General features: G+C 70.1%; 16 protein-coding genes. 7 read left to right on the forward strand and 9 right to left on the reverse strand.

Translation table 11 applies throughout. The annotated features are described in order from the left end of the window. Nucleotides 1-7: 7 nt before the first annotated feature. From arfB to recC, 4 genes are read right to left on the reverse strand one after another with little or no spacing between them, the layout of a single operon-like run. Nucleotides 8-412, reverse strand: coding sequence for an alternative ribosome rescue aminoacyl-tRNA hydrolase ArfB (gene arfB, locus PL79_RS35075; RefSeq protein WP_044848015.1), 405 nt, complete (start codon nucleotides 410-412; stop codon nucleotides 8-10). Further along, nucleotides 409-2715, reverse strand: coding sequence for an AAA family ATPase (locus tag PL79_RS35080; RefSeq protein ID WP_044848016.1), 2307 nt, complete (start codon nucleotides 2713-2715; stop codon nucleotides 409-411). The genes arfB and PL79_RS35080 overlap by 4 nt, the downstream gene beginning before the upstream one ends. Next, nucleotides 2712-6416: an exodeoxyribonuclease V subunit beta gene (gene recB, locus PL79_RS35085; protein WP_044848017.1), complete on the reverse strand. Its 3705-nt coding sequence runs from the start codon at nucleotides 6414-6416 to the stop codon at nucleotides 2712-2714. The genes PL79_RS35080 and recB overlap by 4 nt, the downstream gene beginning before the upstream one ends. Then, on the reverse strand, nucleotides 6413-9751 hold the full coding sequence (gene recC, locus PL79_RS35090; protein ID WP_044848018.1) for an exodeoxyribonuclease V subunit gamma: 3339 nt from the start codon (nucleotides 9749-9751) through the stop codon (nucleotides 6413-6415). Before recC ends, recB begins: the two co-directional genes overlap by 4 nt. A 181-nt stretch (nucleotides 9752-9932) precedes the next feature. Between recC and PL79_RS35095 the strand changes: the two genes are divergently transcribed. Beyond that, nucleotides 9933-12224 carry an FUSC family protein gene (locus tag PL79_RS35095; RefSeq protein ID WP_044848019.1) on the forward strand — a complete coding sequence of 764 codons (2292 nt, stop codon included), beginning with the start codon at nucleotides 9933-9935 and terminating at the stop codon, nucleotides 12222-12224. 304 nt (nucleotides 12225-12528) lie between these two features. Continuing rightward, on the forward strand, nucleotides 12529-13896 hold the full coding sequence (locus PL79_RS35100) for an amino acid permease (RefSeq protein WP_044848020.1): 1368 nt from the start codon (nucleotides 12529-12531) through the stop codon (nucleotides 13894-13896). Nucleotides 13897-14156: 260 nt separating this feature from the next. Here PL79_RS35100 and PL79_RS35110 read toward each other — a convergent pair whose 3' ends face one another. Further along, entirely contained in the window at nucleotides 14157-14318 is a 162-nt protein-coding gene (locus PL79_RS35110; protein ID WP_124487525.1) for a hypothetical protein, read from the reverse strand. A gap of 243 nt (nucleotides 14319-14561) precedes the next feature. Between PL79_RS35110 and PL79_RS35115 the strand changes: the two genes are divergently transcribed. From PL79_RS35115 to PL79_RS35125, 3 genes are read left to right on the forward strand one after another with little or no spacing between them, the layout of a single operon-like run. Beyond that, complete coding sequence (locus PL79_RS35115; protein WP_044848021.1) at nucleotides 14562-15602, forward strand: Fe(3+) ABC transporter substrate-binding protein; 1041 nt, start codon at nucleotides 14562-14564, stop codon at nucleotides 15600-15602. Next, nucleotides 15592-17268: an ABC transporter permease gene (locus PL79_RS35120; RefSeq protein WP_044848022.1), complete on the forward strand. Its 1677-nt coding sequence runs from the start codon at nucleotides 15592-15594 to the stop codon at nucleotides 17266-17268. Before PL79_RS35115 ends, PL79_RS35120 begins: the two co-directional genes overlap by 11 nt. A gap of 4 nt (nucleotides 17269-17272) precedes the next feature. Beyond that, nucleotides 17273-18046 (forward strand): ABC transporter ATP-binding protein, encoded by a 774-nt coding sequence (locus tag PL79_RS35125; RefSeq protein WP_044848023.1) that lies wholly within the window; start codon nucleotides 17273-17275, stop codon nucleotides 18044-18046. A gap of 88 nt (nucleotides 18047-18134) precedes the next feature. On the opposite strand, the gene PL79_RS35130 is transcribed toward PL79_RS35125, so the two are convergent. From PL79_RS35130 to PL79_RS35145, 4 genes are all read right to left on the reverse strand, one after another. Then, nucleotides 18135-18605 carry an Lrp/AsnC family transcriptional regulator gene (locus PL79_RS35130; RefSeq protein ID WP_044848024.1) on the reverse strand — a complete coding sequence of 157 codons (471 nt, stop codon included), beginning with the start codon at nucleotides 18603-18605 and terminating at the stop codon, nucleotides 18135-18137. Between the two features lie 288 nt (nucleotides 18606-18893). Continuing rightward, a complete protein-coding gene (locus tag PL79_RS35135; protein ID WP_044848025.1) occupies nucleotides 18894-19535 on the reverse strand; it encodes an NAD(P)-dependent oxidoreductase in 642 nt (213 codons plus the stop codon). A gap of 139 nt (nucleotides 19536-19674) precedes the next feature. Continuing rightward, nucleotides 19675-20130: an Rrf2 family transcriptional regulator gene (locus PL79_RS35140; RefSeq protein WP_044848026.1), complete on the reverse strand. Its 456-nt coding sequence runs from the start codon at nucleotides 20128-20130 to the stop codon at nucleotides 19675-19677. 90 nt (nucleotides 20131-20220) lie between these two features. Beyond that, entirely contained in the window at nucleotides 20221-20649 is a 429-nt protein-coding gene (locus PL79_RS35145; protein ID WP_044848027.1) for a hypothetical protein, read from the reverse strand. A gap of 194 nt (nucleotides 20650-20843) precedes the next feature. On the opposite strand from PL79_RS35145, the gene PL79_RS35150 reads away from it, so the two are divergent. Then, a complete protein-coding gene (locus PL79_RS35150) occupies nucleotides 20844-21179 on the forward strand; it encodes a hypothetical protein (RefSeq protein ID WP_044848028.1) in 336 nt (111 codons plus the stop codon). Between the two features lie 253 nt (nucleotides 21180-21432). Continuing rightward, the gene (locus tag PL79_RS35155; RefSeq protein WP_044848029.1) at nucleotides 21433-22626 is read left to right on the forward strand and encodes an ammonium transporter; all 1194 of its coding nucleotides are present in this window, start codon (nucleotides 21433-21435) and stop codon (nucleotides 22624-22626) included. Nucleotides 22627-22675 lie beyond the last annotated feature (49 nt).

A 22675-nucleotide genomic window follows, 5' to 3' on the forward strand; every position in this document is an offset into this window, starting at 1 on the left:
TCTTCCGTCAGTCGATCACCTTCCCTCTTCCGGATTTCACCACGCTGCGGCGCGACTTGTGTTCGAGCCGCCGCTCCTTCGATGCGCGCGTCGGCCGTGTCGCCACGCGCGCGCGCGGCGTGAACGCGACGCTGCCGATCAACGCATCGAGCCGCGCGAGCGCTGCCTCGCGGTTTTTCTCCTGCGTGCGGTATTCCTGCGACTTGATCACGACGATGCCGTCGCGCGTGATGCGCTGGTCGGACAGCGCGAGCAGCCGCTCCTTGATGACGGGCGGCAGCGACGACGCGCGGATGTCGAAGCGCAGGTGAATCGCGCTCGATACCTTGTTGACGTTCTGGCCGCCCGCGCCCTGCGCGCGCACGGCGGTCCATTCGACTTCGGCCGGATCGAGCGTGTAGCGGATCATCATCGCGACGTCTCCTTGCGGCGCCGCGCGAGCGCCTCGTCGACGCGGGCCGCGAGGCCCGAATCGCGTTGCGTGCGCGTCGCGACCGCCTGCGCCAGCACACGCCGCGGGCCGATCACCTGCACGCGCGCACGCGCGCGCGTGACGGCCGTATAGACGAGTTCGCGCGTGAGCACGCGGCTGAACGACGCCGGCAGCACGAGCGCGGCCTCGTCGAATTCGGAGCCTTGCGATTTGTGGACGGTCAGCGCGAACGCCGTTTCGTGCGGCGGCAGCGCTGCAGGCGACACGGCGCGCGCGGAGCCGTCCGCGCGGCGGAACCACACGCGCAGCACGCCGTGCGCGTCCGGCAGCGCGATGCCGATGTCACCGTTGAACAGCCCGAGCGCATAGTCGTTGCGCGTCACCATGATCGGCCGCCCGGTGAACCAGTGTGCGCCGACCGCGAGCGGCACGCGCGCGGCATGCCGCACATGCGTGGCCACCAGCGCATTGACGTGCTCGGCGCCGCGCGAGCCCGTGCGCGTCGCGCACAGGATCCGGAAGCGGTTGAGCGCATCGAACAACGGCAACGGGTCGGGCACCGGCGCGGACAACGCGGCGCGCAACGCATCGAGGTAGGCGCCGAACCGGCGCGCGAGCCGCTCGACGGTCGACGCCGCAAGCGTGTCGCCCGCATCGTCATGAAACGACGCGGCCGCAGCCTCGTCCGTCGGCAACGCGTCGAGCGCGCCCTGCACGTCGCCGCGACGGATCGCGAGCGACAGGCGGCCGATCGCCGAATCGAGACCGAAGCGGTAATTGCGTTCGAGCCACACGACGCAGTCCGCGAGCGGTGCGGGTGCGGGGGACGCGGCGGCAACGCCTTCGGCGGCGCGCGTTGCAACGGTCGACGCCCATGCCGAATCGCCCGCAGCGGCCGGATCGAACGGCGTGAGCTCGACCGCGTCGAGCCACGCGAGTTCGCCGGCCTCGATCCATGCAGGATCGGTGGCCGCCGAGGTGCGATCGGTGTCGGTCGGTGCAAGCGCCGCAGGCGGCAACGAAGCCGCGGGTGGCGCGGCATCGGCCGGCGAAACCGCTTCAGCCTGCGGCTCGTCGTCGAACAGCGACGCCTGGCGCGTATCCACGTTCCGCCGCGCCGACGCCTTGCGCGCGGGAGCAGCCGGTAACGGAACGGATGCTGGCGCTGGAATTGGCGCGGCAACCGCCCCGGCCGCCCCCGCCGCCTCGCCGTCCGGCACCGGCAACGCCGCGACGAAAGCCGCTTCGTCGATCCCGAGCGCGTCCGCGATGCGCGTGCGCGCCGTGGCGGTAAACGTCGGCCGGGCGCTGAGTTCGGCGAACACGGCGCCGGCCTCGACCGCGGCAAGCTGGTCCTTGTCGCCGAGCAACACGAGCCGAGCGCCGGGCGCGAGCGCATCGAGCAGATGCGCGGCGAGCGCGACGTCGATCATCGACGCCTCGTCGACCACGATCAGGTCGTACGGCAACGGATTGTCGCGATGATGGCGGAAGCCCGCCGCGCCGCCGCCGCCCAGCAGGCGGTGCAGCGTGTACGACGTGTCCGGCAGGCGCGCGGCAAGTTCCGGCGGCAGGTCGCCCGCCCGCGCGTGCAGCGCTTCCTGCATCCGCTGCGCGGCCTTGCCGGTCGGTGCCGCCAGCGCGATGCGCAAGCCCGGATGCGCGTCGAGCAGGCACGCCAGCACGCCGACGACGGTCGTCGTCTTGCCGGTGCCGGGGCCGCCGCTGACAATCGTCACGCGTCCCGTCAGCGCAGCGATCGCCGCGACGCGCTGCCAGTCCACGTCGCCCGTCGCGGGCCCGAAGTAACGCGCGAGACTGTCGCGCAACCGGTCCGGCGACAGCGCGTCGCCCGGCGCGGCGACGCCGGCCTGCGCGACGAGCGCATCGGCGAGCCGACGTTCGTAGTCGAAATAGCGCGACAGATACAGATGGTCGAGCCGGTCGACGATCAGCGGCCGCTCGTCGCCGCGCGCGAGCGTGCCGAACGCCACCACGCCGCTCGCGGCAAGCGCCGCGCGCACGTCGTCGACCGGTTCCTCGTAGCGTTGCGCGAGCGCGCCGAGCGACACGCACACGTGACCGCCCGCGGTCGCCCGGCTCGTCGCGAACGCGGCGCGCGCCGCCCAGCGCGCGGCCGCGGCCGGCGCACCCGCGCGGCGCGACAGGTCGCCAATGCGCCGCGCGAACCCTTCCGCGAGCGCGATGCCGAAATCCGCGGGCTCAGGCAGGCGCGCGACGAGGCCACCGGTGAATTCGAGCGTATCGTCGGTGACGTTCATGCGCGGCCCCCTTCCATCATCCGGTCGAGCGCGTCGACGAGTTCGCGCGCGGGCCGCCGCGCATGCACGCCGGCCGGTTCGCCGCCGCTGCGCCAGCCGGGCCGCACGCCGCGCACGAACAGGTACAGGTAGCCCGCCATGTGCGTGTCGTAGTCATAGTCGGGCAGCCGCCCGCGCAGATAGCGATGCAGCGCGACCGTATAGAGCAGTGCCTGCAGGTGATACGCGTGATCGGCCATCGCGACGTCGAGCGCGCGCGGACCATAGGCATCCGGCGTATTGCCGAGGTGGTTCGACTTCCAGTCGACGATCCAGAAGCGGCCGTCGTGTTCGACGATCATGTCGATGAAACCCTTGATGAAACCGGCGAGCATGCCCGCGTCCAGCGCAACGTCCGGATAGCCGTGCGCGACCAGCAGCCGGCGCAGCGCGCCCAGCTCGAGCGACGGCGCCGGAAACAGGAAACCCATTTCGTCGAGCCGCCTGGCGGGATCGAGATCCGCAAGCCGCATGCCCGGCACGAGCTCCGTGCGCACGACATCGCCGACGAGCCGCGCCATCATCGCCGGCAGGCGCGTCGCGAGTTCGGGCTCGGCCTCGACCGGCCGGTCGTGCAGCGCGCCGAGCGCCGCCCGGTGCCACGAATCGGGCTCGGTGAACCGGCTGAGTTCGAACAGGCGGTGCAGGCATTCACCCGCTGCCGCACCGCGCGGAAACACGAGGATGTCGTCGTCCGGCGGCTCGACCGCCGCCGTGTCGGCCACGACGAACGCGCCGTCCGGCGCCACGGCGGCAAGGGCATCGTGATCGGGCCGCAGCTCGTCGTCCGGCACGAGCGAGACGCCTGCTTCCTCGCGTGCCATCGACGCGGTCAGCGAACTGAAGCTCGCCATCCGCCACGCATCGCGCAACACGCGCGTCGCATGACGTGCCGCGAGTGTCTGCGATGCATCGTGCCCGGCCGCGAGCCGCTCACGGCGCGCCGGCACCGGCAACGGTGCAACGCTCACGGGCCCGCTCGCGAGTGCTTGCCACGCCGCGTCGAGCGCCGCTTCGTCGGGCGGCTCGTCGAGCCACGCGTCGAACGACTGGCCGGCGCCGGCCACGAGCCAGTTCAGCACGCTGCGCCGCGCCTCGCGGGTCGAGCGCGACGACAGATAAGGCCCGGCGACGAGATAGCACCGATAGACCGCGCGCGTGAGCGCCACGTAGACGAGCCGCGCGCGTTCGGCCGCCTGTTCGCGCAGCGCCTGGCGCGCGGCATGCTCGGCGGCCTCGTCGTCGCACCCGTAATGCAGCACGGCGTCGCCCGCGTCGTCGTGATACTCGCGGGCGTCGGGCAGCGCCGACGCGGGCGGCTCGCGCAGCCCGCCGTCGTTCAGGAACGGACAGAACACGACCGCGTATTCGAGGCCCTTCGACTTGTGCACGGTCACGATCTGCACGAGGTTGCGATCGGATTCGAGACGCAACTGGGCTTCCTCGCCGCCGCCGTCGAGCCGTTGCGCGGCGAGCCAGCGCAGCGTCGGCGCGATGCCCGGCTGCGCGGACGCGCGCGCCTGCGTCAGCTCGGCCAGATGGTTGATGTCGGTCACGCGGCGTTCGCCGTCCGCGCCGGCCATCAGCCGCTCGGCGATCCGCAACTCGCGCGTGAACGTGCGCCACATCACCGCGAAGCCGCGTTCGCGCCACAGCAGCCGATAACGCGAGAAGCGCTCGACCCAGCTCATCGCGTCCGCACTGTCGTCCGCTTCGCGCGACGCGTCGCCGTCGCCCTGCTCCATTCGCCACAGCGCACCCGCATCGAGGCCGAACCAGTCGGCTGCCAGCGCCGCGCGCAGGCGCCGCAGGTCGCCCGGCGCATCGATCGCCGCCAGCACGCGCTCGAGCTGCTCCGCGTCGCCGGTCGAAAACACCGACGCCTGCGCGAGCTCGACGCTGCCGATGCCCCACGTCGCGAGCACGCGCTTCACGAGGCTGCCCTGCCGGTGCGTCTGCACCAGCACCGCGATGTCGCCCGGCGACAGCGGCGTACGCCCGAGCCGCACATGCCCTTCGCGCGCGCCGCGCATCAGCCGGGCAATCTCGGCCGCGCACGCCTGCGCGGCCTGTGCCTGCGCGTCGCGCTTGAGCAGCGTGCCGTCGCCGCCCGGCAGCGCCCAGATCCGGAAATCGCCGGCCGGGACTGGATCGGTGCCGTCGACGAACGGTGCGCGCACGCGCGTGCCGGCTCGCACCGCGTAATAGTCGAGCCCGTCGAGCACGAACGCGCGCGGGTTCGACATGAAGAAGCGGTTGCACGCATCGACGATCGCCGGCGTCGAGCGCTGGTTGACCGCGAGCGTGTAGCACGCGCTCGCGCTGGCTCGCGCGGCGAGATACGTGTGCAGATCCGCCGCACGGAAACTGTAGATGGCCTGCTTCGGATCGCCGACGAGAAAGAGCGGGCCGCCCGGCGCGAAGATCCGGTCGAAGATCGCGAACTGCAGCGGGTCGGTATCCTGGAATTCGTCGATCAGCGCGGCCGGATAGCGCGCGCGCAGCGTCTCGGCGAGCCACGGATGCGCATGCAGCGCGTGATACAGGTTCGCGAGCAGGTCGTCGAACGACACGACGCGGCGCGTGCGCTTGCGTTCGGCCAGCGCGCCCGGCGCGGTGTCGAGCCAGTCGGCGATCAGCGCGAGCCAGCGCGCGCGCTGCGCGGCCTCGGCCGCGGCCACCGCCGCTTCGAGCGCATCGGCGACATCGAAGAACGCATGCTCGGGCGTTGCGCCGCCCTTTTTCGTCGCTTTCACGAGCGCGGTGCGCGTGAGCTTGAGCGCCGCCTTCGGCAGCGCGGCCGCGGCATTGCCCTGCGCGAAATGCGCGGACCATGCTGCGAGCGCATCGGCGAGCGCGTCGGGCTTGTGCGAACGCTGGTTGAGCGCGGGCTGCGCGGTGCGCAGCAACGCATCGATCGCGTCGCGCTCGGCGGCCCACATCCGTGCGGCCTCCGCAAAGCACTCGGCGGCAGCGGCCTCGGCCGATTCGTCCGGTTCGACGACGCCGTCCCAGCGCAGTGCGGCGAGCGGCTTCTTCAGCCGGCGTGCCAGCTGCGCGTCGAGCGCGGCAGGCCCCGCGCCCGAATCGACGAGCCACGTCGCGAAGCCCGGCCAGCGTGCGGCCATCGGTTCGACACGCGTGCGCCAGAAGTCGGCCGCAAGCTCGAAGCGCAGCGCCGCATCGTCGGCCTGCATGTCGAACGCGAACGGCATCGCGGCCGCGAACGGCGCTTCCTGCAGCGCACGCTGGCAGAACGCGTGGATCGTGTGGATCGCCGCCTGGTCGAATGCGCGCAACGCACGCCGGATCCGCTTCGCGGCAGTCTCGGGGTCGAGCGCGCCGGCTGTGCCGAGCGTCGTCTCGAGCAGGCGCGCGACGAACGGATCGCCGCCGTCGTCACCGGTATCGAGCGCATGGGCGAGCTGCGCCAGCCGGCCGCGGATCCGCTCGTGCAATTCGGCCGTCGCCGCCTTCGTGAAGGTCACGACGAGGATTTCGTCCGCGCCGAGATCCTTCTCCAGCAACAGGCGCACGTAAAGCGCGCAAATGTTCCAGGTCTTGCCGGTACCGGCCGACGCCTCGATCTGGTTGACGCCGTCGAGCGGGCACGCGAACACGTCGAGTTCGAGCGCCGCCTGCGGCTGGGATGCGGCGCTCATGCGACCTCCTTCAGGTGTTCCAGCATCGGCTCGAACACGAGCCGCGCGAGCGTGCCGAACGGCTCGTCGAGCGACGGATGCGCGCCGCGCCATGCGATCGCGATGGCCGGATCGTCGGCTTCGCTCACCACGCGCTCGTTGATCCATACGCTCGCGGCCTTCGCCTCGCCGTCGGACACGCACGCCCATGCGCTGCGCGGGAAGAAGCGCAGCGGCATGCGCCGCCCCGCGCGAAACAGCGCGGCCAGCGGCGCGAGGTGCTCGAGCGGCGCCGCGACCGGCGTCAGCTCGAAGGCGCCGCCGCTGCCGAACCACAGCGTGCGGCGCGGACCCTCGGGCTCCACCGCGCAATAGACGAGATGCGCGAGCCACGCGGACAGGTAGTCGCGCGCGCTCGGCCGTGCATAGCGATAGATGATCTGGCCGGCCGGCGTCAGCCGGTTCAGCGTGCCGTGCAGCTCGAGCGGTGCACTCACCGCATCGCGCGACAGCATCGCGTCGTCGGCGCCGAACAGCGCGTGGTCGGTGTCGGGCCATGCGGGCGCGATCGCGAGCGCGAACGGCCGCCGTTCCATGCCGTCGGCCAGCGCGCGCCGCACGTTCGACGCAAGCTGCGTCATCGAGCCGAGCGCCTGGTCGCGCCACACCGCGCCCGTCGCGCCGCCCGGCAGTTCCGGGCTGGCGTCCGCGATGCGCAGCGCATGATCGTGCACGCCGCCTTCGTCCGATTCGATCAAAAGCGGCAGCACGCGCTCGGCGAGCGCGTCGCTGCCCGCGAAGTCGAGCGCGAACGGTTCGGTATCGAGCAGTTCGGCCTGCGCGTCGGACAGCACGATGCCGAGCCGCGCACGCAGCAGCGCGCGGGCCGGATGCCGCCAGAACCGTTCGAATTCGCTGAACGCGACGGGCTCGACCGGCTCGGCCGGCAGCGGCTGCGCGAAAAACGGCTGCTCGCGCGTCGCGTCGCGCGCGGCTTCGGCTGCCAGCAGCGACGCGAGTGTCGCGCGCTCGGCGTCGTACGAAGCCAGTTCGCTGCCGGGCCGGAAATACTCGGCCGCGAACGGTTGCAGCGGATGTTCGACGATGAACGCGCGCCGCGCGGCATCGACCGCGTCCGGCGCGGCGTCCTCGCCGGCCGTGACGAGCGCGAGATGGTCGAGCAGTTCGTCGACGAGCGCCGCGGGCGGCAACGGCGCGTTGTCGCGAATGCTGCGCCCCGTATACGCAATCAGCAGCCGGTCGCGCGCGGCGAGCAGCAGGTCGAGGAACAGGTTGCGCTCGTCGTCGCGGCGCTGCCGGTCGCCGAGCTTCGGCAACACGGCCATCAGGTCGAACTCGTCCGCGCGGGCGAGGCTCGGCAGCACGCCGTCGTCCATCCCGAGCAGGCACACGACGCGGTACGGCAGCCCGCGCAAGCTCGTCAGCGACGAGAACGTGACGCCGCCCCACGGCACCCCGCCGCGCGCCGGATCGTCGAGCGCGGCGGCCAGCCCCGCGCGCACGACGGCCGCGGGCAACGCCTCGTCGGGCGCGCCTTCCGTCATCGCGGCGAGCATCGCGTCGAGCGCGTCGCGCACGCCCGAGAGCGCATCGGCATACGCGGCGCCTGAGTCGAAGAACCGTGCGAGCGTGTCGGCGAACAGTTCGCTCCATGCGCGCGGCGTGTGTGCGTCGGCAAGCCGTCGCGAGAAGCCGTCGAGATCGTCCGTGAAGCGCGCGAGCCGGCCGAGCAGTTCGGCCTCGCTGCCGGTGGCCGCCTCGATCGGCAGCCACGCGCCGACCGGTGCCGCGCCTTCGGGCATCGCATAGCCGAGGAACAGCCGCGCGAGCGCATCGGAAAACGTATGGCGCGGCGCAGGCACCGCCGCATCGTCGCTCGCCGTCGGCGACAGCCCGCGCCGCGCGCCGGCGGCCGCGAGCCAGGTCTGCACCGTCTCGAGCGCGGCCGCGTCGATGCCGTAACGGGCCGCCACCGCGTCGACGCGCAGCCATTCGACCAGCTCCGGCGCGCCGACCTGCCGTTCCGGCAACGCGAGCCATTCGAGCAGCACGCGCGCGACCGGGTTCGCCTGCGACGGCGGCAGGCCGGTGATCCGGTAAGGCACGCGCGCGCCGCCGGCGCCCGCCGTGCCGAACACGGCATCGATCAGCGGCCCGGCCGCGGCTAGATCGGCGACCGCCACCAGCACGTCGGACGGCTGCAGCGTCGCGTCCGCATCGAACCACGCGAGCAGGCGGTCGTGCAGCACCTCGAGCTGGCGCGCGAGGCTGTGGCACACGTGCACCTCGATCCCGCGCTCGACCGGCGCTTCGCCGAGCGCGGCCTCCGGCTGCAGGTCGAGGATCGCGTTCTGTACGCGCGCAAGCCAGGTCGGCGCGGGATTCCCGACGAAACGCGACGCATCGCCCGACGCGGCGCTTTCAGTCAGTTCGTGCAACATGTGCAGCTGCGCCTGCGTCTGCCGGCCCCACTCGGCGAGCAGCGGATGGCCGACTTCCTGGTAGTCGAGCCGGCCGGCCGCGTCGAGCGCCTCGGCATGCGCGGCGGTGACGATGTCGAACCAGAATTCGCGGCACGGGTTGAGCGCATAGACGCGCACGTCGATCCAGCGCGACAGCTCGCGCAGCAGCGCGACGTGCAGCGGCGGCATCGTCGGCAGCGCGAACACGCTGACCGATTCCGGCCAGTCGGCACGCGGGACGGTTTCGGGATCGAGGTTGCGCGCCTCCACGAGGAAGCGATGCGCGGGCGGCGTGCCGCTGTCGCTCAGCTCCGCGAGCAGCGCGCGCCACAGGGCGGCCTGCCAGCGCTCGTCGTCGCGTGCGGCGTCGCTGATCCCGCGCGGCGCGGCGTCGCCCGCGAGCACCGATTCGCCGGCCTGCCACGCGGCCAGCCATTCGGGCCGGTAAGTCAGGTAATGATCGAGCACGGCCGCGACGCGCTGCGCGAGCTCATAGCGCATTGCATCGTCGGACGCGGACAGATACGCGGCCAGCCGCGGCGACGCGAGCCACGGCGCGCCGCCCGCGCCCTGCGCGAACAGCCGGTAGCAGCGCCACACGAGGCGATCGGGTGCGAACGGCGAGCGCGCCGGCACCGTCAGCACGCGGCCGATCTGCGCCCACAGCCATTGCGCGAGATACGTGAACTCGACGTTCGCGCACACGCCGTGGCGCGCGGCGATGTCGAGTTCCAGACGGCGGCGCAGCGCCGCGCTCGGCACGATGACCTGCTGCGGCGCCCACGGGCCGTTGCGGGCCGGGAACGCGGCCAGGTCGTCGAGCAGCGCGTCGGCCAGCGTCTCGTGACGGTTCGAATAGAAGAGATGGAGCATGAAGCGGGTGTCGGAGCCTCGCGCCGGACGGGCCGGGCGAACGGGAGCACCAAGGATAGCAAAAGGGCCGTCGCGATGAACGTCGTCCGAACGGCCAGGTTTTGCGGACCGCGAAATACGATAGACTCGTCGCCAGTCAATACGCCGCCCCGGGCGTCTTCGTCTGTCATTCAGCCCATCGATGCGCTATTCGGTCGAAATCAGAAAGTTTTTCTACAGCCAGTACTTTTTCGGCGGCCTGCGGATCGCGGTCGGCGTATCGCTGCCGGCCGTGCTGTGCCTGATCGTGTTTCACAACCGGGAGCTCGGCTTCACGATCTCGACCGGCGCGCTCGGCGCGTGCGTCGTCGACATGCCGGGCCCGCTGAAGTACAAGCACAACGAAATGCTCGCGTGCAGCGTGATCGGCTTCCTGGCCGCGCTCGCGACCGGCCTCGCCACGCCGAACATCTTTGCGCTGTGGCTGACGATCGTGCCGCTCACGTTCGTGCTGTCGCTGATCGTCGTCTACGGCAACCGCTGGCCGCAGATCAGCTTCGCGACGCTGTTCATGATGGTGATGACGCTCGAGGAGAAGTTCACGCCGCTGCAGGCGTTCATCAATGCCGGCTGGATTCTCGCGGGCGGCCTCTGGTACACGTACTGGGCGACGCTCGTGTCGCAATGGCAGGCGCGCCGGATCGAGCAGCAGGCGCTCGCCGAAAGCCTGTTCGCGTGCGCCGACTACCTGCTCGCGCGCGCGCGGTTCTACGATCTCGACGCCGATCTCGACGAGTGCTACCGCAATCTCGTCGCGAAGCAGATCACCGCGGTCGAAACGCAGGAAACCGCGCGCGACATCGTGTTGCGCAACCTGCCGAAGCTGCGCCGCGGCAAGCTCGATCCCGGCCGCGCGACGATGTACAACCTGTTCATCAACAGCGTCGACCTGCACGAACTGTTCGTTGGCGCACACACCGACTACCCGCTCATACGCAACACGTTCGGCGGCTCCGACCTGATCATTTTCTATCGCGACCTGATCTGCAAGGCGGCCGCCGATCTCGAGGAGATCGGTCTCGCGGTGCTCGAGAACCGCGCGCCGCATTCGCGCATCAGCGTGAAGGCCGAACTGCGCGCGATCGAGTACGAGATCGAGCTGATGCGCAAGAAGAGCTTCCCGGCCACCAACGCGGAAGCCTACGCGGCCGTGCTCGCGACGTTCCGGCGCATCTGGAGCGCGACGCGCCTGATCGACCGGATGCGCCGCAACCTGTCGGGCCATGCCGACCCGCAGCAGACCGAACTGAAGATCGACAAGGCGCTCACGCGCTTCCTGCAGCGGCGCCGGATGTCGCCGCTGCTGATCTTCTCGAACCTGAACATGCGCTCGCCGAGCTTCCGCCACGCGCTGCGCGTGACGATCGCGGTCGCGGTCGGCTTCTGGCTCGGCCGGCTGCTGCCGCTCACGAACGCGTACTGGATCGTGATGACGACCATCATCATCCTGAAGCCCGGCTACTCGCTCACCAAGCAGCGCAACGCCCAGCGTATCGTCGGCACGCTGATCGGCTGCGCGGCGAGCATCGCGCTGATCTACACGGTCAAGGAGCCGCACCTGCTGATCGCGATCATGTTCGGGTCGATGGTGATGAGCTACAGCCTGCTTCTGTTCAACTACGCGGCGAGCGTCGTATTCACGTCGTCTTATGTACTGCTGATGTTCCACCTGCTCGCGCCGGGCAGCATGCGGATCATCGGCGAGCGCGCGATCGACACGGTGGTCGGCTGCATGATCGCGATCGCCGCGAGCCGCCTGTTCCCGTACTGGGAATACCGGCTGATGGGCAAGCTCGTCACCGACATGCTGACGTCGACCCGCAAGTATTTCGAGGCCGTCTGGCGCGCCGGGCGCGGTGCATCGCCGCCGCCGGTGCCGGCCGCCGACGGCGCGGCCGTCGTGCCGGTCGTCGCCGCGGCGATCGAGACACCGGCCGCCGCCCTCGACGACGACTACCGCTACCGCCTCGCGCGCAAGGACGTGCACATCGCGTTCGCGAACCTCGGCCAGGCGTTCCAGCGGATGATGATCGAGCCGAAGGCGCACCAGCGCTTCGTGCCCGAACTGAACGACCTGCTCGTGCAGACGCACGTGCTCGGCGCGCAGATCACCGCCGCCGCACCGCTGATCCGAAGCGCATGCGCGGCCGACGCGCACCTCGTCCACGACGATGCGCTGCGCCGCGGCCTGTCCGCCGTGCTCGAGAATCTCGAGAAGGCGGAAGCCGGCGAGCCGCCGCCGGCCGACCAGCTCGACGCGACGAAGCAGATCACGCGCGAGCTCGACGCGATGGTCGTGTCCGCGGAAAAATCCGACGCGGTGGGCGCCGAGCTCACGCACGACCTGAAGGTGCTCGCGCACCAGTGCAAGCAGATGCTCGCGTCGTCGCTGCTGATCCGCAAGGACGCAAGCGTCATTCGCCTGCCCGCATGACGGCATGAAGTTGTCCCGCCACCGGCCGCCCGCGCATGCAGGCCGGCCGGCGGCGCGCCCCGCTCCCGCAATCCCCTTCCGACGCATGCCCCGCCCGCCCCGCACGCCCCACAGGGCCCGCGCGCCCGCCGCGCGATGGCCCCACGCCCGATTCCGCTGGTTGCGCCAGTCAGGGAATACCCGATTCCGGTCACATGGCCCGGCTTGTTATCATTCGTTCACATTTAAGTTGTATAGACAACTTGAGCCATCGGGACCGGCCCCGCTTGCCCGGTCCGTCGCATAAAACGATATCGGAGACTCGATGAAAAACTTGCAGCGCCACCTGAGCGCGCGGCACATCCGCTTTCTCGCGCTGGGCTCGGCGATCGGCACCGGCCTGTTCTACGGCTCGGCGTCCGCGATCCAGCTCGCGGGCCCGGCGGTGATCCTGGCCTATATCCTGGGCGGCGCGGCCGTCTACATGGTGATGCGCGCGCTCGGCGAGATGGCCGTGCGCGAGCCCGTCGCCGGCTCGTTCGGCCACTACGCGACGGAAAACCTCGGGCCGTTCGCGGGCTTCGTCACCGGCTGGACCTACACGCTCGAAATGGTGATCGTCGCGATCGCCGACATCACCGCGTTCGGCATCTACATGGGCTTCTGGTTTCCGGATGTCCCGCAATGGATCTGGGTGCTCGGCGTCGTCGCGGTCATCTGCGGGCTGAACCTGTGCCACGTGAAGGTGTTCGGCGAGCTCGAATTCTGGCTGTCGATCATCAAGGTCGGCGCGATCGTCGCGATGATCGGCGGCGGCGGCGCGATCCTGCTGAGCGGCATGCATTTCGGCCATTCGGCCGACGTGCCGACGTTCGCGAACCTGTGGAACCATGGCGGCTTCTTCCCGAACGGGATCGGCGGGTTGATCGCGTCGCTGTCAGTCGTGATCTTCGCGTACGGCGGCATCGAGGTGATCGGGATGAGCGCCGGCGAGGCGAAGGACCCGGAGCGCGTGATTCCGCGCGCGATCAACGCGGTGCCCGCGCGCATCCTGCTGTTCTACGTGCTGACGATGGTCGTGCTGATGTCGATCAGCCCGTGGACCGGCGTCGGCAGCGACGGCAGCCCGTTCGTGCAGATCTTCTCGGCGCTCGGCGTGAAGTCGGCCGCGACGATCCTCAACCTCGTGGTGATCAGCGCGGCGATCTCGGCGATCAACAGCGACATCTTCGGCGCGGGCCGGATGATGTTCGGGATGGCGCGGCAGGGCCAGGCGCCGCGCGTGCTGATGACGACGTCGCGACACGGCGTGCCGTGGGTCACGGTGCTCGTGATGGCCGGCGCGCTGCTGGTCGGCGTGCTGCTCAACTACCTGATGCCGAAGGACGTGTTCCTGGTGGTCGCGGCGATCGCGACGTTCGCGACCGTGTGGGTGTGGCTGATGATCCTGCTGTCGCAGGTCGCGATGCGCCGTCGCCTGTCGAGCGCGGAAGTCGCGGCGCTGAAGTTCAAAGTGCCGCTGTGGCCCGTCGCGCCCGCGCTGACGATCGCGTTCATGGGCTTCGTGATCGTGATGCTCGGCTGGTTCGAGGATACGCGTGTCGCGCTCTACGTCGGTGCGGCATGGCTCGCGCTGCTCGCGGCCGTGTTCTACGCTCGGATCCGCCCGAAGTTTGCGCCTGCGTCACGATGACGCACACCTGATCCTTGCATGCGGCGCGCCGGCTTCGGCGCCCGCGTCTCCCCCGGCACGGCGCGACGCCTCGCGCATCGCCCGCCGCGGCTTCTACCCTTCCCGCCGTTTCCGCGCATCGCCGGCTGCCCGACCGGGCCACGAAGCGATCATGCGCATCCGCGTTGGCGTTGGCGTTGGCGTTGGCGTTGGCGTTGGCGTTGGCGTTGGCGTTGGCGTTGGCGTCGGCGTCGGCGTCGGCGTCGGCGTCGGCGTCGGCGTCAGTGCGACGCGGCGCTCGCGGCCTCGGCCGGATGGGCCTCGTCGTACGCACGCTTCTGCGAGATCGCGTTGTACAGGATCGTCCCGATCACGAACAGCACGACCACGACGATCAGGATGCTCACGTTGCGGACAGGGTTCTTCTTGCGCTGATCGTTCATGGTCGGTGCGGCTCCGTCGAATTCGTTGAAGCGGGCATTCTACGCGCTTGCGCCCGTGCCGCGACGCCCCGTCTCCGTGTCCCTCCCCGTTCCTTCCGCATCACTTTCCATCACCTTTCATTTGATAATCATTCCCATTTCGATCTAGAATCCGAAATCTTTCGCTTTGTAATGTTTCGGGTCGCTCGGGCGGCAGGCACGCCCCGGAACGCTTCCTCGTCCGCCTGCCTCATCGGAGTCTCCATGTCGAATCCGCGCACCCGCCTGCTGCCGCTCGCCGGCGCCCTCGCCCTTGCCGCCGCGTTCGCGTCGCTGGCCCACGCGGCCGAGGAAGTGAGCCTGTACACCACCCGCGAACCGAAGCTGATCCAGCCGCTGATCGACGCGTTCACGAAACAGAGCGGCGTCAAGGTCAATACGGTGTTCGTGAAGGACGGCCTGCTCGAGCGCGTGAAGGCGGAAGGCGCGCAGTCGCCGGCGGACGTGCTGATGACGGTCGACATCGGCAACCTGCTCGATCTCGTCGACGGCGGGCTCGCGCAGCCGGTGCGCTCGAAGGTGCTCGACGACGCGATCCCCGCGAACCTGCGCGGCGCGCAGGGCGACTGGTACGCGCTGTCGCTGCGCGATCGCGTGCTGTACGTGGAGAAGGACCTGAAGGTCGACGCGTTCCGCTACGAGGATCTCGCCGATCCGAAATGGAAGGGCAAGGTCTGCATCCGCTCGGGGCAGCATCCGTACAACACGGCACTCGTCGCGGCGATGATCGCGCACGACGGCGAAGCCGCGACCGAAAAGTGGCTGCGCGGCGTGAAGGCGAACCTCGCGCGCAAGGCGACGGGCGGCGACCGCGACGTCGCGCGCGACATTCTCGGCGGCATCTGCGACGTCGGCCTCGCGAACGCGTACTACGTCGGTCACATGAAGAACGCGGAAGCCGGCAGCGACGCGCGCAAGTGGGGCAACGCGATCAAGGTCGTGCGGCCGACGTTCGCGAACGCGAAGAGCGGCGGCACGCACGTCAACATCAGCGGCGCGACGGTCGCGAAGCACGCGCCGCACAAGGCCAACGCGGTGAAGCTGCTCGAGTACCTCGTGTCGCCGGAAGCGCAGGCGCTGTATGCGCAGGCGAACTACGAATACCCGGTGCGCGCGAACGTGAAGCTCGACCCGGTGATCGCGAGCTTCGGCACGCTGAAGGTCGACCCGCTGCCGCTGGCCGACATCGCGAAGCACCGCAAGGCGGCCAGCCAGCTCGTCGACAAGGTCGGCTTTGACAACTGATACAGCGTTCGTGCGCGCGCGCCACCGGCCGCTCGGTTCGCGCGCGGGCAGCCTCTGGCTGGGCGCGGCCGTCGCGATCGCCGCGGTGGTCGCCGCGCCGCTCGCGGTGCTGGTCGCCGCCGCGCTCGGCGCCGATCTCGCGCACTGGCAGCACCTCGCCGAATTCGTGCTGCCGCAGGCGCTTGCCAATACGCTGCTGCTGCTCGCGGGCGTCGGCGCGATTGTCACGGTCGTCGGCACCGGCTGCGCGTGGCTCGTCACCGCGTACGATTTTCCGGGCCGCCGGACGCTGACCTGGGCGCTGCTGCTGCCGCTCGCGGTGCCCACCTACATCGTCGCGTTCGCGTATCTCGACCTGCTCCACCCGATCGGCCCCGTGCAGGGCGCGATCCGCTGGCTGCTCGGCTTCGACCGCCCGCGCCAGTTCCGCCTGCCCGACCTGCGCTCGCTGCCCGGCGCGATCTTCGTGCTCGGCTTCGTGCTGTATCCGTATGTGTACCTGAGCACGCGCGCGATGTTCGTCACGCAGTCCGCGAGCCTCCTCGAAGCCGCGCGCACGCTCGGCGCCGGACGCATCGCGACGTTCTGGCGCGTCGTCGTCCCGCTCGCGCGGCCCGCGATCGCGGTCGGCGTGAGCCTCGCACTGCTCGAAACGCTGAACGACATCGGCGCGTCGGAATTCCTCGGCGTGCAGACGCTGACCGTCTCGGTCTACACCACGTGGATCACGCGCTCCGATCTCGCGGGCGCCGCGCAGGTCGCGCTCGCGATGCTCGCGATCGTGGTCGGCATGATCGTGCTCGAACGCCACGGGCGCCGCCGCCAGCGCTACGCGCACGGCCGCCGCATGCGTCCGCTCGCACCGCGCAAGCTGACGGGCGCGGCCGCGTGGAGCGCCGCCGCGCTCGGCTGGCTGCCGGTGCTGCTCGGCTTCGGCGCGCCGGCCGCGTACCTCGCGGTCGAGACCGGCAAGCGGCTGCATCTCGTCGGCGGCGTATCCGCGCAGTTGCTGACCGGGCTTGCGAATACGCTGACGATCGCCGCCGCCGCAACGGTCGCGACGCTCGCATGCGGGCTGGTCGTCGCGTGGGCGGCGCGCGCGCAGCGCGACAGCGCGCGCGCGGGCCCGGCCCGCGTGTGCGCGCGAATCGCGAGCCTCGGCTACGCGGTGCCGGGCACCGTGCTCGCGATCGGCCTGCTGATCCCGTTCGCGGCCGCCGACCGGCTGCTGGGTGCCGCGCTCGGCCGCGACGGGCTGCTGCTGATGGGGTCGGCGGCCGCGCTCGTGATCGCGTACACCGTGCGCTTTCTCGCGATCTCGGCCGGCAGCATCGAAGCCGGCCTCGCGCGCATTCCGCCGTCGCTCGAACAGGCCGCGCGCTCGCTCGGCGAGACGGCCGGCGGCACGCTGCGCCGCGTGCACCTGCCGCTGCTGCGGCCCGCGCTCACGACGAGCGCGCTGCTCGTCTTCGTCGATGCGATGAAGGAGCTGCCGGCGACGCTGCTGCTGCGTCCGCTGAATTTCGACACGCTCGCGACCTGGCTGTATGCGGAAGCCGCGCGCGGCACCTACGAGGAAGGCGCGGTCGCCGCGCTCGCGATCGTGCTGGCCGGGCTCGTGCCCGTGATCCTGCTCGCACGCACCCGTCACAAGATCGGAGCCTGACACCGTGAACCTGCTCGAACTCGACGACCTCTGCGTCGCCTACGATACGCCGCACGGCCGCCGCTCGGTGGTCGACGGGCTGAGCCTCGCGCTGCCGCGCGGCGACATCGGCTGCCTGCTCGGCGCATCGGGCTGCGGCAAGACCACCGTGCTGCGCGCGATCGCGGGCTTCGAGCCCGTGCGCATGGGGCGCATCGTGCTGGACGGCACGCCCGTCTCGGCACCGTCGCTCGACGTGCCGCCCGAGCGGCGGCGCATCGGCATGATGTTCCAGGACTATGCGCTGTTCCCGCACCTGAGCGCGGCCGACAACGTCGCGTTCGGCCTGCGGCGCATGCCGAAGGCCGAGCGGCGCGCCCGCGTCGCGGACCTGCTCGAACTCGTCGGCCTCGCCGCGTCAGGCAGCGCGTATCCGCACGAACTGTCGGGCGGCCAGCAGCAGCGCGTCGCCCTCGCCCGCGCGCTCGCGCCGTCGCCTGAGCTGCTGCTGCTCGACGAGCCGTTCTCGAATCTCGACGTCGATACGCGCGAGCGGCTCGCGTTCGAGCTGCGCGACATCCTCAAGCGCACGGGTCACACCGCGATCCTCGTCACGCACAACCAGGCTGAAGCGTTCGCGATCGCCGACCGGATCGGCGTGATGAAGGACGGTCGGCTCGCGCAATGGGACACGCCGTACGCGCTGCATCACCATCCGGCCAGCCCGTTCGTCGCGGAGTTCGTGCGCCGCGACGCGCTGGCGGACGAACGTGCACGCGCCATGTCGCGCGGCCGCTGAGCGGGCCATCACGACGACGGCGAGCCTCGGCGGCAGGAACACGCAATCCACCCTCCCGTACCGACGCGATGCATTGCCGTTCCGCGCGCTACGCCGGCTCGGCCAGATCGCGCACCGGCAGCGCGGTCGAATACTTGATCTGCTCCATCGCGAACGACGAGCTCACGTCGAACAGCGGCACCGCGCGGATCAGTTGCTTGTACACGCGATCGAAATCGTCGATGCCGGCCACCACCACCCGCAGCAGATAGTCGGTCTCGCCGCTCATCCGGTAGACCTCGACGACTTCCGGCATGTCGCACACGACCTGCGTGAAACGCTGCGCCCACTCCTCGGTGTGCTGGTTCGTGCGGATCGCGACGAACACGGTCGTGCCGACCCCGAGCTTGCGCGGATCGCACAGCGCGACCTGCGCGCGGATCGCGCCGGTTTCCTTGAGCCGCTGCACGCGCTTCCAGCAGGGCGTCTGCGACAGGTTCACGCGCTGCGCGAGTTCCGCGATCGGCAATGTGGCATCTGCCTGCAACAGCTCCAGCAGCTTGCGATCGATGGCATCCATTTACCCAGTCCCTCGTAGATAGAAATTTTTTCTATGCATCCTGCATGACGGGGAACAATATGGAAACCGCTGCGCGGCGTCGACCGGGATAAATACCAATCAGGCTGGGACGGATCCGCGTCGCGCACGGGTCGCGTGCGCATCGCTCCATGAATCATCGGCGCCCAAACGAAACGGGCGATTCCACCCGTCGAGATGGAATCGCCCGTGGTCACTGCGGCTGCGCTGCGTGCCGCGCGCCGCTCACGGCGAATGCGGCACTCGCGTGCCGCCTCGCCACGATGCCGCTCAATACGCGACGGTCGCGATCTCGCGCACGAAGCTGTCTTGCTCGAGCGCATCGACGAACGCGACCGCATAGTCTTCTGCCGAGATCTTGCTGTTGCCCTGTGCGTCCACGATCAGCTTGCCGACGCCCGTGCGGAACGTGCCCGTGCGCTCGCCCGGTGCGATCAGCGCGGCCGGCGCGAAGAACGTCCAGTCGAGATCGCCGACCGTCTTCAGATAGTCGAGCGCATCGCGGTGCGCGAGCGCGACCGCCTTGTACGCGTCCGGGAAACCTTCGGTGTCGACCAGCTGCTTGCCCGGCGCGACCTCGAGCGACCCGGCGCCACCCACCACCACGAGCCGCTTCAGCCCCGCCTGGCGCGTGCTTTCCACCAGCGCCTTCGCCGCGGCGACGACCTTCGCGGGATCGTCCTGTTTCGGGCTGTACGCGCTGGCGACGACGTCGTGGCCCGGCAGCGCGGCCGCGATGCTGGCCGCATCGAACAGGTCGGCCGCCTTCGCGGTGATGCCGTCGGCCGCCGCCCCCGGATGGCGCGACAGCGCGGTCACGCGATGGCCGCGGCGCGCGGCTTCCGCAGCAATGCGCGAGCCGATCATCCCGGTGGCGCCAAACAGTGCGATGTTCAAGGAACGTTGCGTCATGTCGATTCTCCAGAAATAAATAAGTAACTACAGCAATTACATATAAGACCGAAAAAAAACGGAGCCGCACTCCGTCGCGCCGGGCGCCGCGCAATGCGCGCCATCCGGCCTCCTGCCCTGCCTCATCCGCTGCCTGCGCTCAGCCGCTCGCGCTCCCCGCCGGCCGGCCGCGCTGCTCCGATGCGAGCACGTCGGCCGTGACGTCCGCGAGCGTGCGCGTGGCAAGCGATGCTTCCATCGCGCGCTGCGCGTCGCCGATATAGTCGATCAGCACGCCCTGGATGTGCCGCCCGACGAGACACGCGGGATTCGGCGCCTCGCGGTGCAGCGCGAACAGCTGCGCATCGTCGACCGCGCGATACACGTCGAGCAGCGTGATCTCGCCCGGCTCGCGCGCCAGCAGCGCCCCGCCGCCCGCGCCGAGCTGCGACGTGGTCAGCCCCGCGGCCGCCAGCATCGACAACAGACGGCGAATCAGCGCCGGATTCGTGTTCACGCTGCCCGCGATGATGTCGGACGACAGCGGCGCGCCTTCCTGCATCGACAGCAAGGCGAGCACGTGAACGGCAAACGCGAACCGGCTGCTGGTATTCATTCCTCACTCACTCGGCGACGCCGGCCCGAACGGCAGCCGGCGACAATGTGTAACCACTATAATTACATTTCTCGGATTGCGCAAGGGCCGCTACTCGCCGCTGGCCGGCTTCGCACCCGATGCGTTCTGCTGGCTCCACTGCTGGAGCTTCTTGCCGGCCTCCGCGATCTTCGCGCCGGCTTCCGATGCCGCGTGCGCGACGACCGCGGAAGCGGCCGCATCGATCTGCGCCTGCGCGGCGGACGCGAGGCCGCTCGCCGACAGCGGCGGCACCGCCGATGCCGCGCTCGCGATGCCGGCCTTCGCGGCATTGATCTGCTGGTTGACGGTGCTCGCCACCTGGTCGAGCGCCTTGGCCGCGTTGTTCGCGGCGTCGGCGGCCGCGCTCGCGGCCGTATCGGGTTGCGTGGCCGGCGTGCCGGACTTCTCGCAGCCTGCGAGCAACAACAGCGCGCCGACGGCCGCGGCCGCCAGCACGGACCCGGGCATGCGACGCGCCCGCGAAGTCTTCATCTTCATCAGCAATCTCCGGCCGTGCGCCGCACGGCCTGCAGGGTTGGACCGGTGTCGATGATACCGCCTCCGCAACGGGGCCAACGCCGACTCCCGATTAAGAATGCCTTTCAATTTCGGAATTGTCTGATTCAATCGCACGCGCGCCGACACTGAATTGGGCAGGCTCCAATCCGCTCTACGCGCTTTCCGCTTCCTTCATGGCTTTCCTCATCGACTGGTTCATCACGCTGGCCGCCGTGCTCGCCGCCACCCTGTTCCTGTGTCTTCGCGCCCCCTCCGCGACACGCCTGCGTGATGCCGGGCACAGGCGCCGCGTCGCGTGCGCCCGGCTGCTCGCGCAGGCGGTGATCGGCTTCTGGACGGCCGCGCTGATCGTCCAGCAAGGCATCCTCGGCGCCGACGGCGACGACCCGTCGCGCGCGGGCCTCGCCGCGCTGTCGTTCGCGGCGCTCGGGCTCTCGAGCGTCGCCGTCTACTGGTGCGCCAGCGCGTGGCGGCTGCGGCGCCCGCGCGCGCTGTTCGCGCGCCGCTGACGCGCCAGACCGGTGCATCGCGGCGCACCACGCCGCACCGCGGCGCGCATCGAACGCACCAGTTGCGCACGCATCGCACCACGCACGTGCATCCGTTATGGCAGCCGCGGCGCACGCGGCCTGCCCCGCCATCGTGCAGGCATCACCGGAATGCCGCACCAAACGGCCCCCTGCACCAATTGCACGCAGCCGTTCACCAAGTTGGCCCGATACTTGCATTCCTCGCCCGTTTTTTGCGCAAGGAAGCCACGGCATGGATGGTCTGAAATCCGGCGTCGATACACTGTTCCTGTTGATCGGCGCCGTCATGGTGCTCGCGATGCACGCGGGCTTCGCATTTCTCGAGCTCGGCACGGTCCGCAAGAAGAACCAGGTCAACGCGCTCGTGAAGATCCTGGTCGACTTCTCGGTGTCGACGCTCGCGTACTTCTTCATCGGCTATACGATCGCGTACGGCGTCGAGTTCTTCGACGACATCGGCACGCTGTCGCAGCACAACGGCTATGCGCTCGTGCGCTTCTTCTTCCTGCTGACGTTCGCGGCGGCGATCCCCGCGATCGTGTCCGGCGGCATCGCGGAGCGCGCGAAATTCAATCCGCAGCTCGTCGCGACGCTGATCATCGTCGGCTTCATCTATCCGTTCTTCGAAGGGATCGCATGGAACGAACGCTTCGGCGTGCAAGCCTGGCTCACGCATGCATTCGGCGCGCCGTTCCACGATTTCGCGGGCTCGGTCGTCGTGCACGCATTCGGCGGCTGGGTCGCGCTGCCGGCCGTGCTGCTGCTCGGCGCCCGCCACGGCCGCTATGCGAAGGACGGCCGGATCGCCGCGCATCCGCCGTCGAACATCCCGTTCCTCGCGCTCGGCGCGTGGGTGCTCGCGGTCGGCTGGTTCGGCTTCAACGTGATGAGCGCGCAGACGCTCGACAAGATCAGCGGCCTCGTCGCCGTGAACTCGCTGATGGCGATGGTCGGCGGCACGCTCGCCGCATGGATGGCCGGCCGCAACGATCCGGGCTTCACGTACAACGGCCCGCTCGCGGGCCTCGTCGCCGTCTGCGCGGGCTCCGACGTGATGCACCCGATCGGCGCGCTCGTCACGGGTGCCGCGGCCGGCGCACTGTTCGTCGCGATGTTCACCTGCGTGCAGAACAAGTGGCGCATCGACGACGTGCTCGGCGTGTGGCCGCTGCACGGGATGTGCGGCGCGCTCGGCGGCCTCGCGGCCGGCGTGTTCGGGCAACCCGCGTTCGGCGGCCTCGGCGGCGTGTCGTTCGTGTCGCAGTTGATCGGCACGCTCGGCGGCATCGCGATCGCCAGCGCGGGCGGCACGCTCGTGTACGGCGCGCTGAAGGCGACCGTCGGGCTGCGCCTCGATCGCGAAGCCGAATTCGACGGTGCCGACCTGTCGATCCACCGCATCTCGGCGACGCCCGAGCGCGACTGAGCGCAAACGCTTGCGACCGGCGTCCGGCAGCCCGCCTGACGGACGCCCG

It is taken from the genome of Burkholderia sp. USMB20 (genome assembly GCF_000949135.2).
Lineage (GTDB): Bacteria > Pseudomonadota > Gammaproteobacteria > Burkholderiales > Burkholderiaceae > Burkholderia.

Bases quoted from the DNA above. Each gene is read 5' to 3' on its own strand.
- arfB (WP_044848015.1), bottom strand. From the start codon at position 412: ATGATGATCCGCTACACGCTCGATCCGGCCGAAGTCGAATGGACCGCC.
- PL79_RS35080 (WP_044848016.1), bottom strand. From the start codon at position 2,715: ATGAACGTCACCGACGATACGCTCGAATTCACCGGTGGCCTCGTCGCG.
- recB (WP_044848017.1), bottom strand. From the start codon at position 6,416: ATGAGCGCCGCATCCCAGCCGCAGGCGGCGCTCGAACTCGACGTGTTC.
- recC (WP_044848018.1), bottom strand. From the start codon at position 9,751: ATGCTCCATCTCTTCTATTCGAACCGTCACGAGACGCTGGCCGACGCG.
- PL79_RS35095 (WP_044848019.1), top strand. From the start codon at position 9,933: ATGCGCTATTCGGTCGAAATCAGAAAGTTTTTCTACAGCCAGTACTTT.
- PL79_RS35100 (WP_044848020.1), top strand. From the start codon at position 12,529: ATGAAAAACTTGCAGCGCCACCTGAGCGCGCGGCACATCCGCTTTCTC.
- PL79_RS35110 (WP_124487525.1), bottom strand. From the start codon at position 14,318: ATGAACGATCAGCGCAAGAAGAACCCTGTCCGCAACGTGAGCATCCTG.
- PL79_RS35115 (WP_044848021.1), top strand. From the start codon at position 14,562: ATGTCGAATCCGCGCACCCGCCTGCTGCCGCTCGCCGGCGCCCTCGCC.
- PL79_RS35130 (WP_044848024.1), bottom strand. From the start codon at position 18,605: ATGGATGCCATCGATCGCAAGCTGCTGGAGCTGTTGCAGGCAGATGCC.
- PL79_RS35135 (WP_044848025.1), bottom strand. From the start codon at position 19,535: ATGACGCAACGTTCCTTGAACATCGCACTGTTTGGCGCCACCGGGATG.
- PL79_RS35140 (WP_044848026.1), bottom strand. From the start codon at position 20,130: ATGAATACCAGCAGCCGGTTCGCGTTTGCCGTTCACGTGCTCGCCTTG.
- PL79_RS35145 (WP_044848027.1), bottom strand. From the start codon at position 20,649: ATGAAGATGAAGACTTCGCGGGCGCGTCGCATGCCCGGGTCCGTGCTG.
- PL79_RS35150 (WP_044848028.1), top strand. From the start codon at position 20,844: ATGGCTTTCCTCATCGACTGGTTCATCACGCTGGCCGCCGTGCTCGCC.
- PL79_RS35155 (WP_044848029.1), top strand. From the start codon at position 21,433: ATGGATGGTCTGAAATCCGGCGTCGATACACTGTTCCTGTTGATCGGC.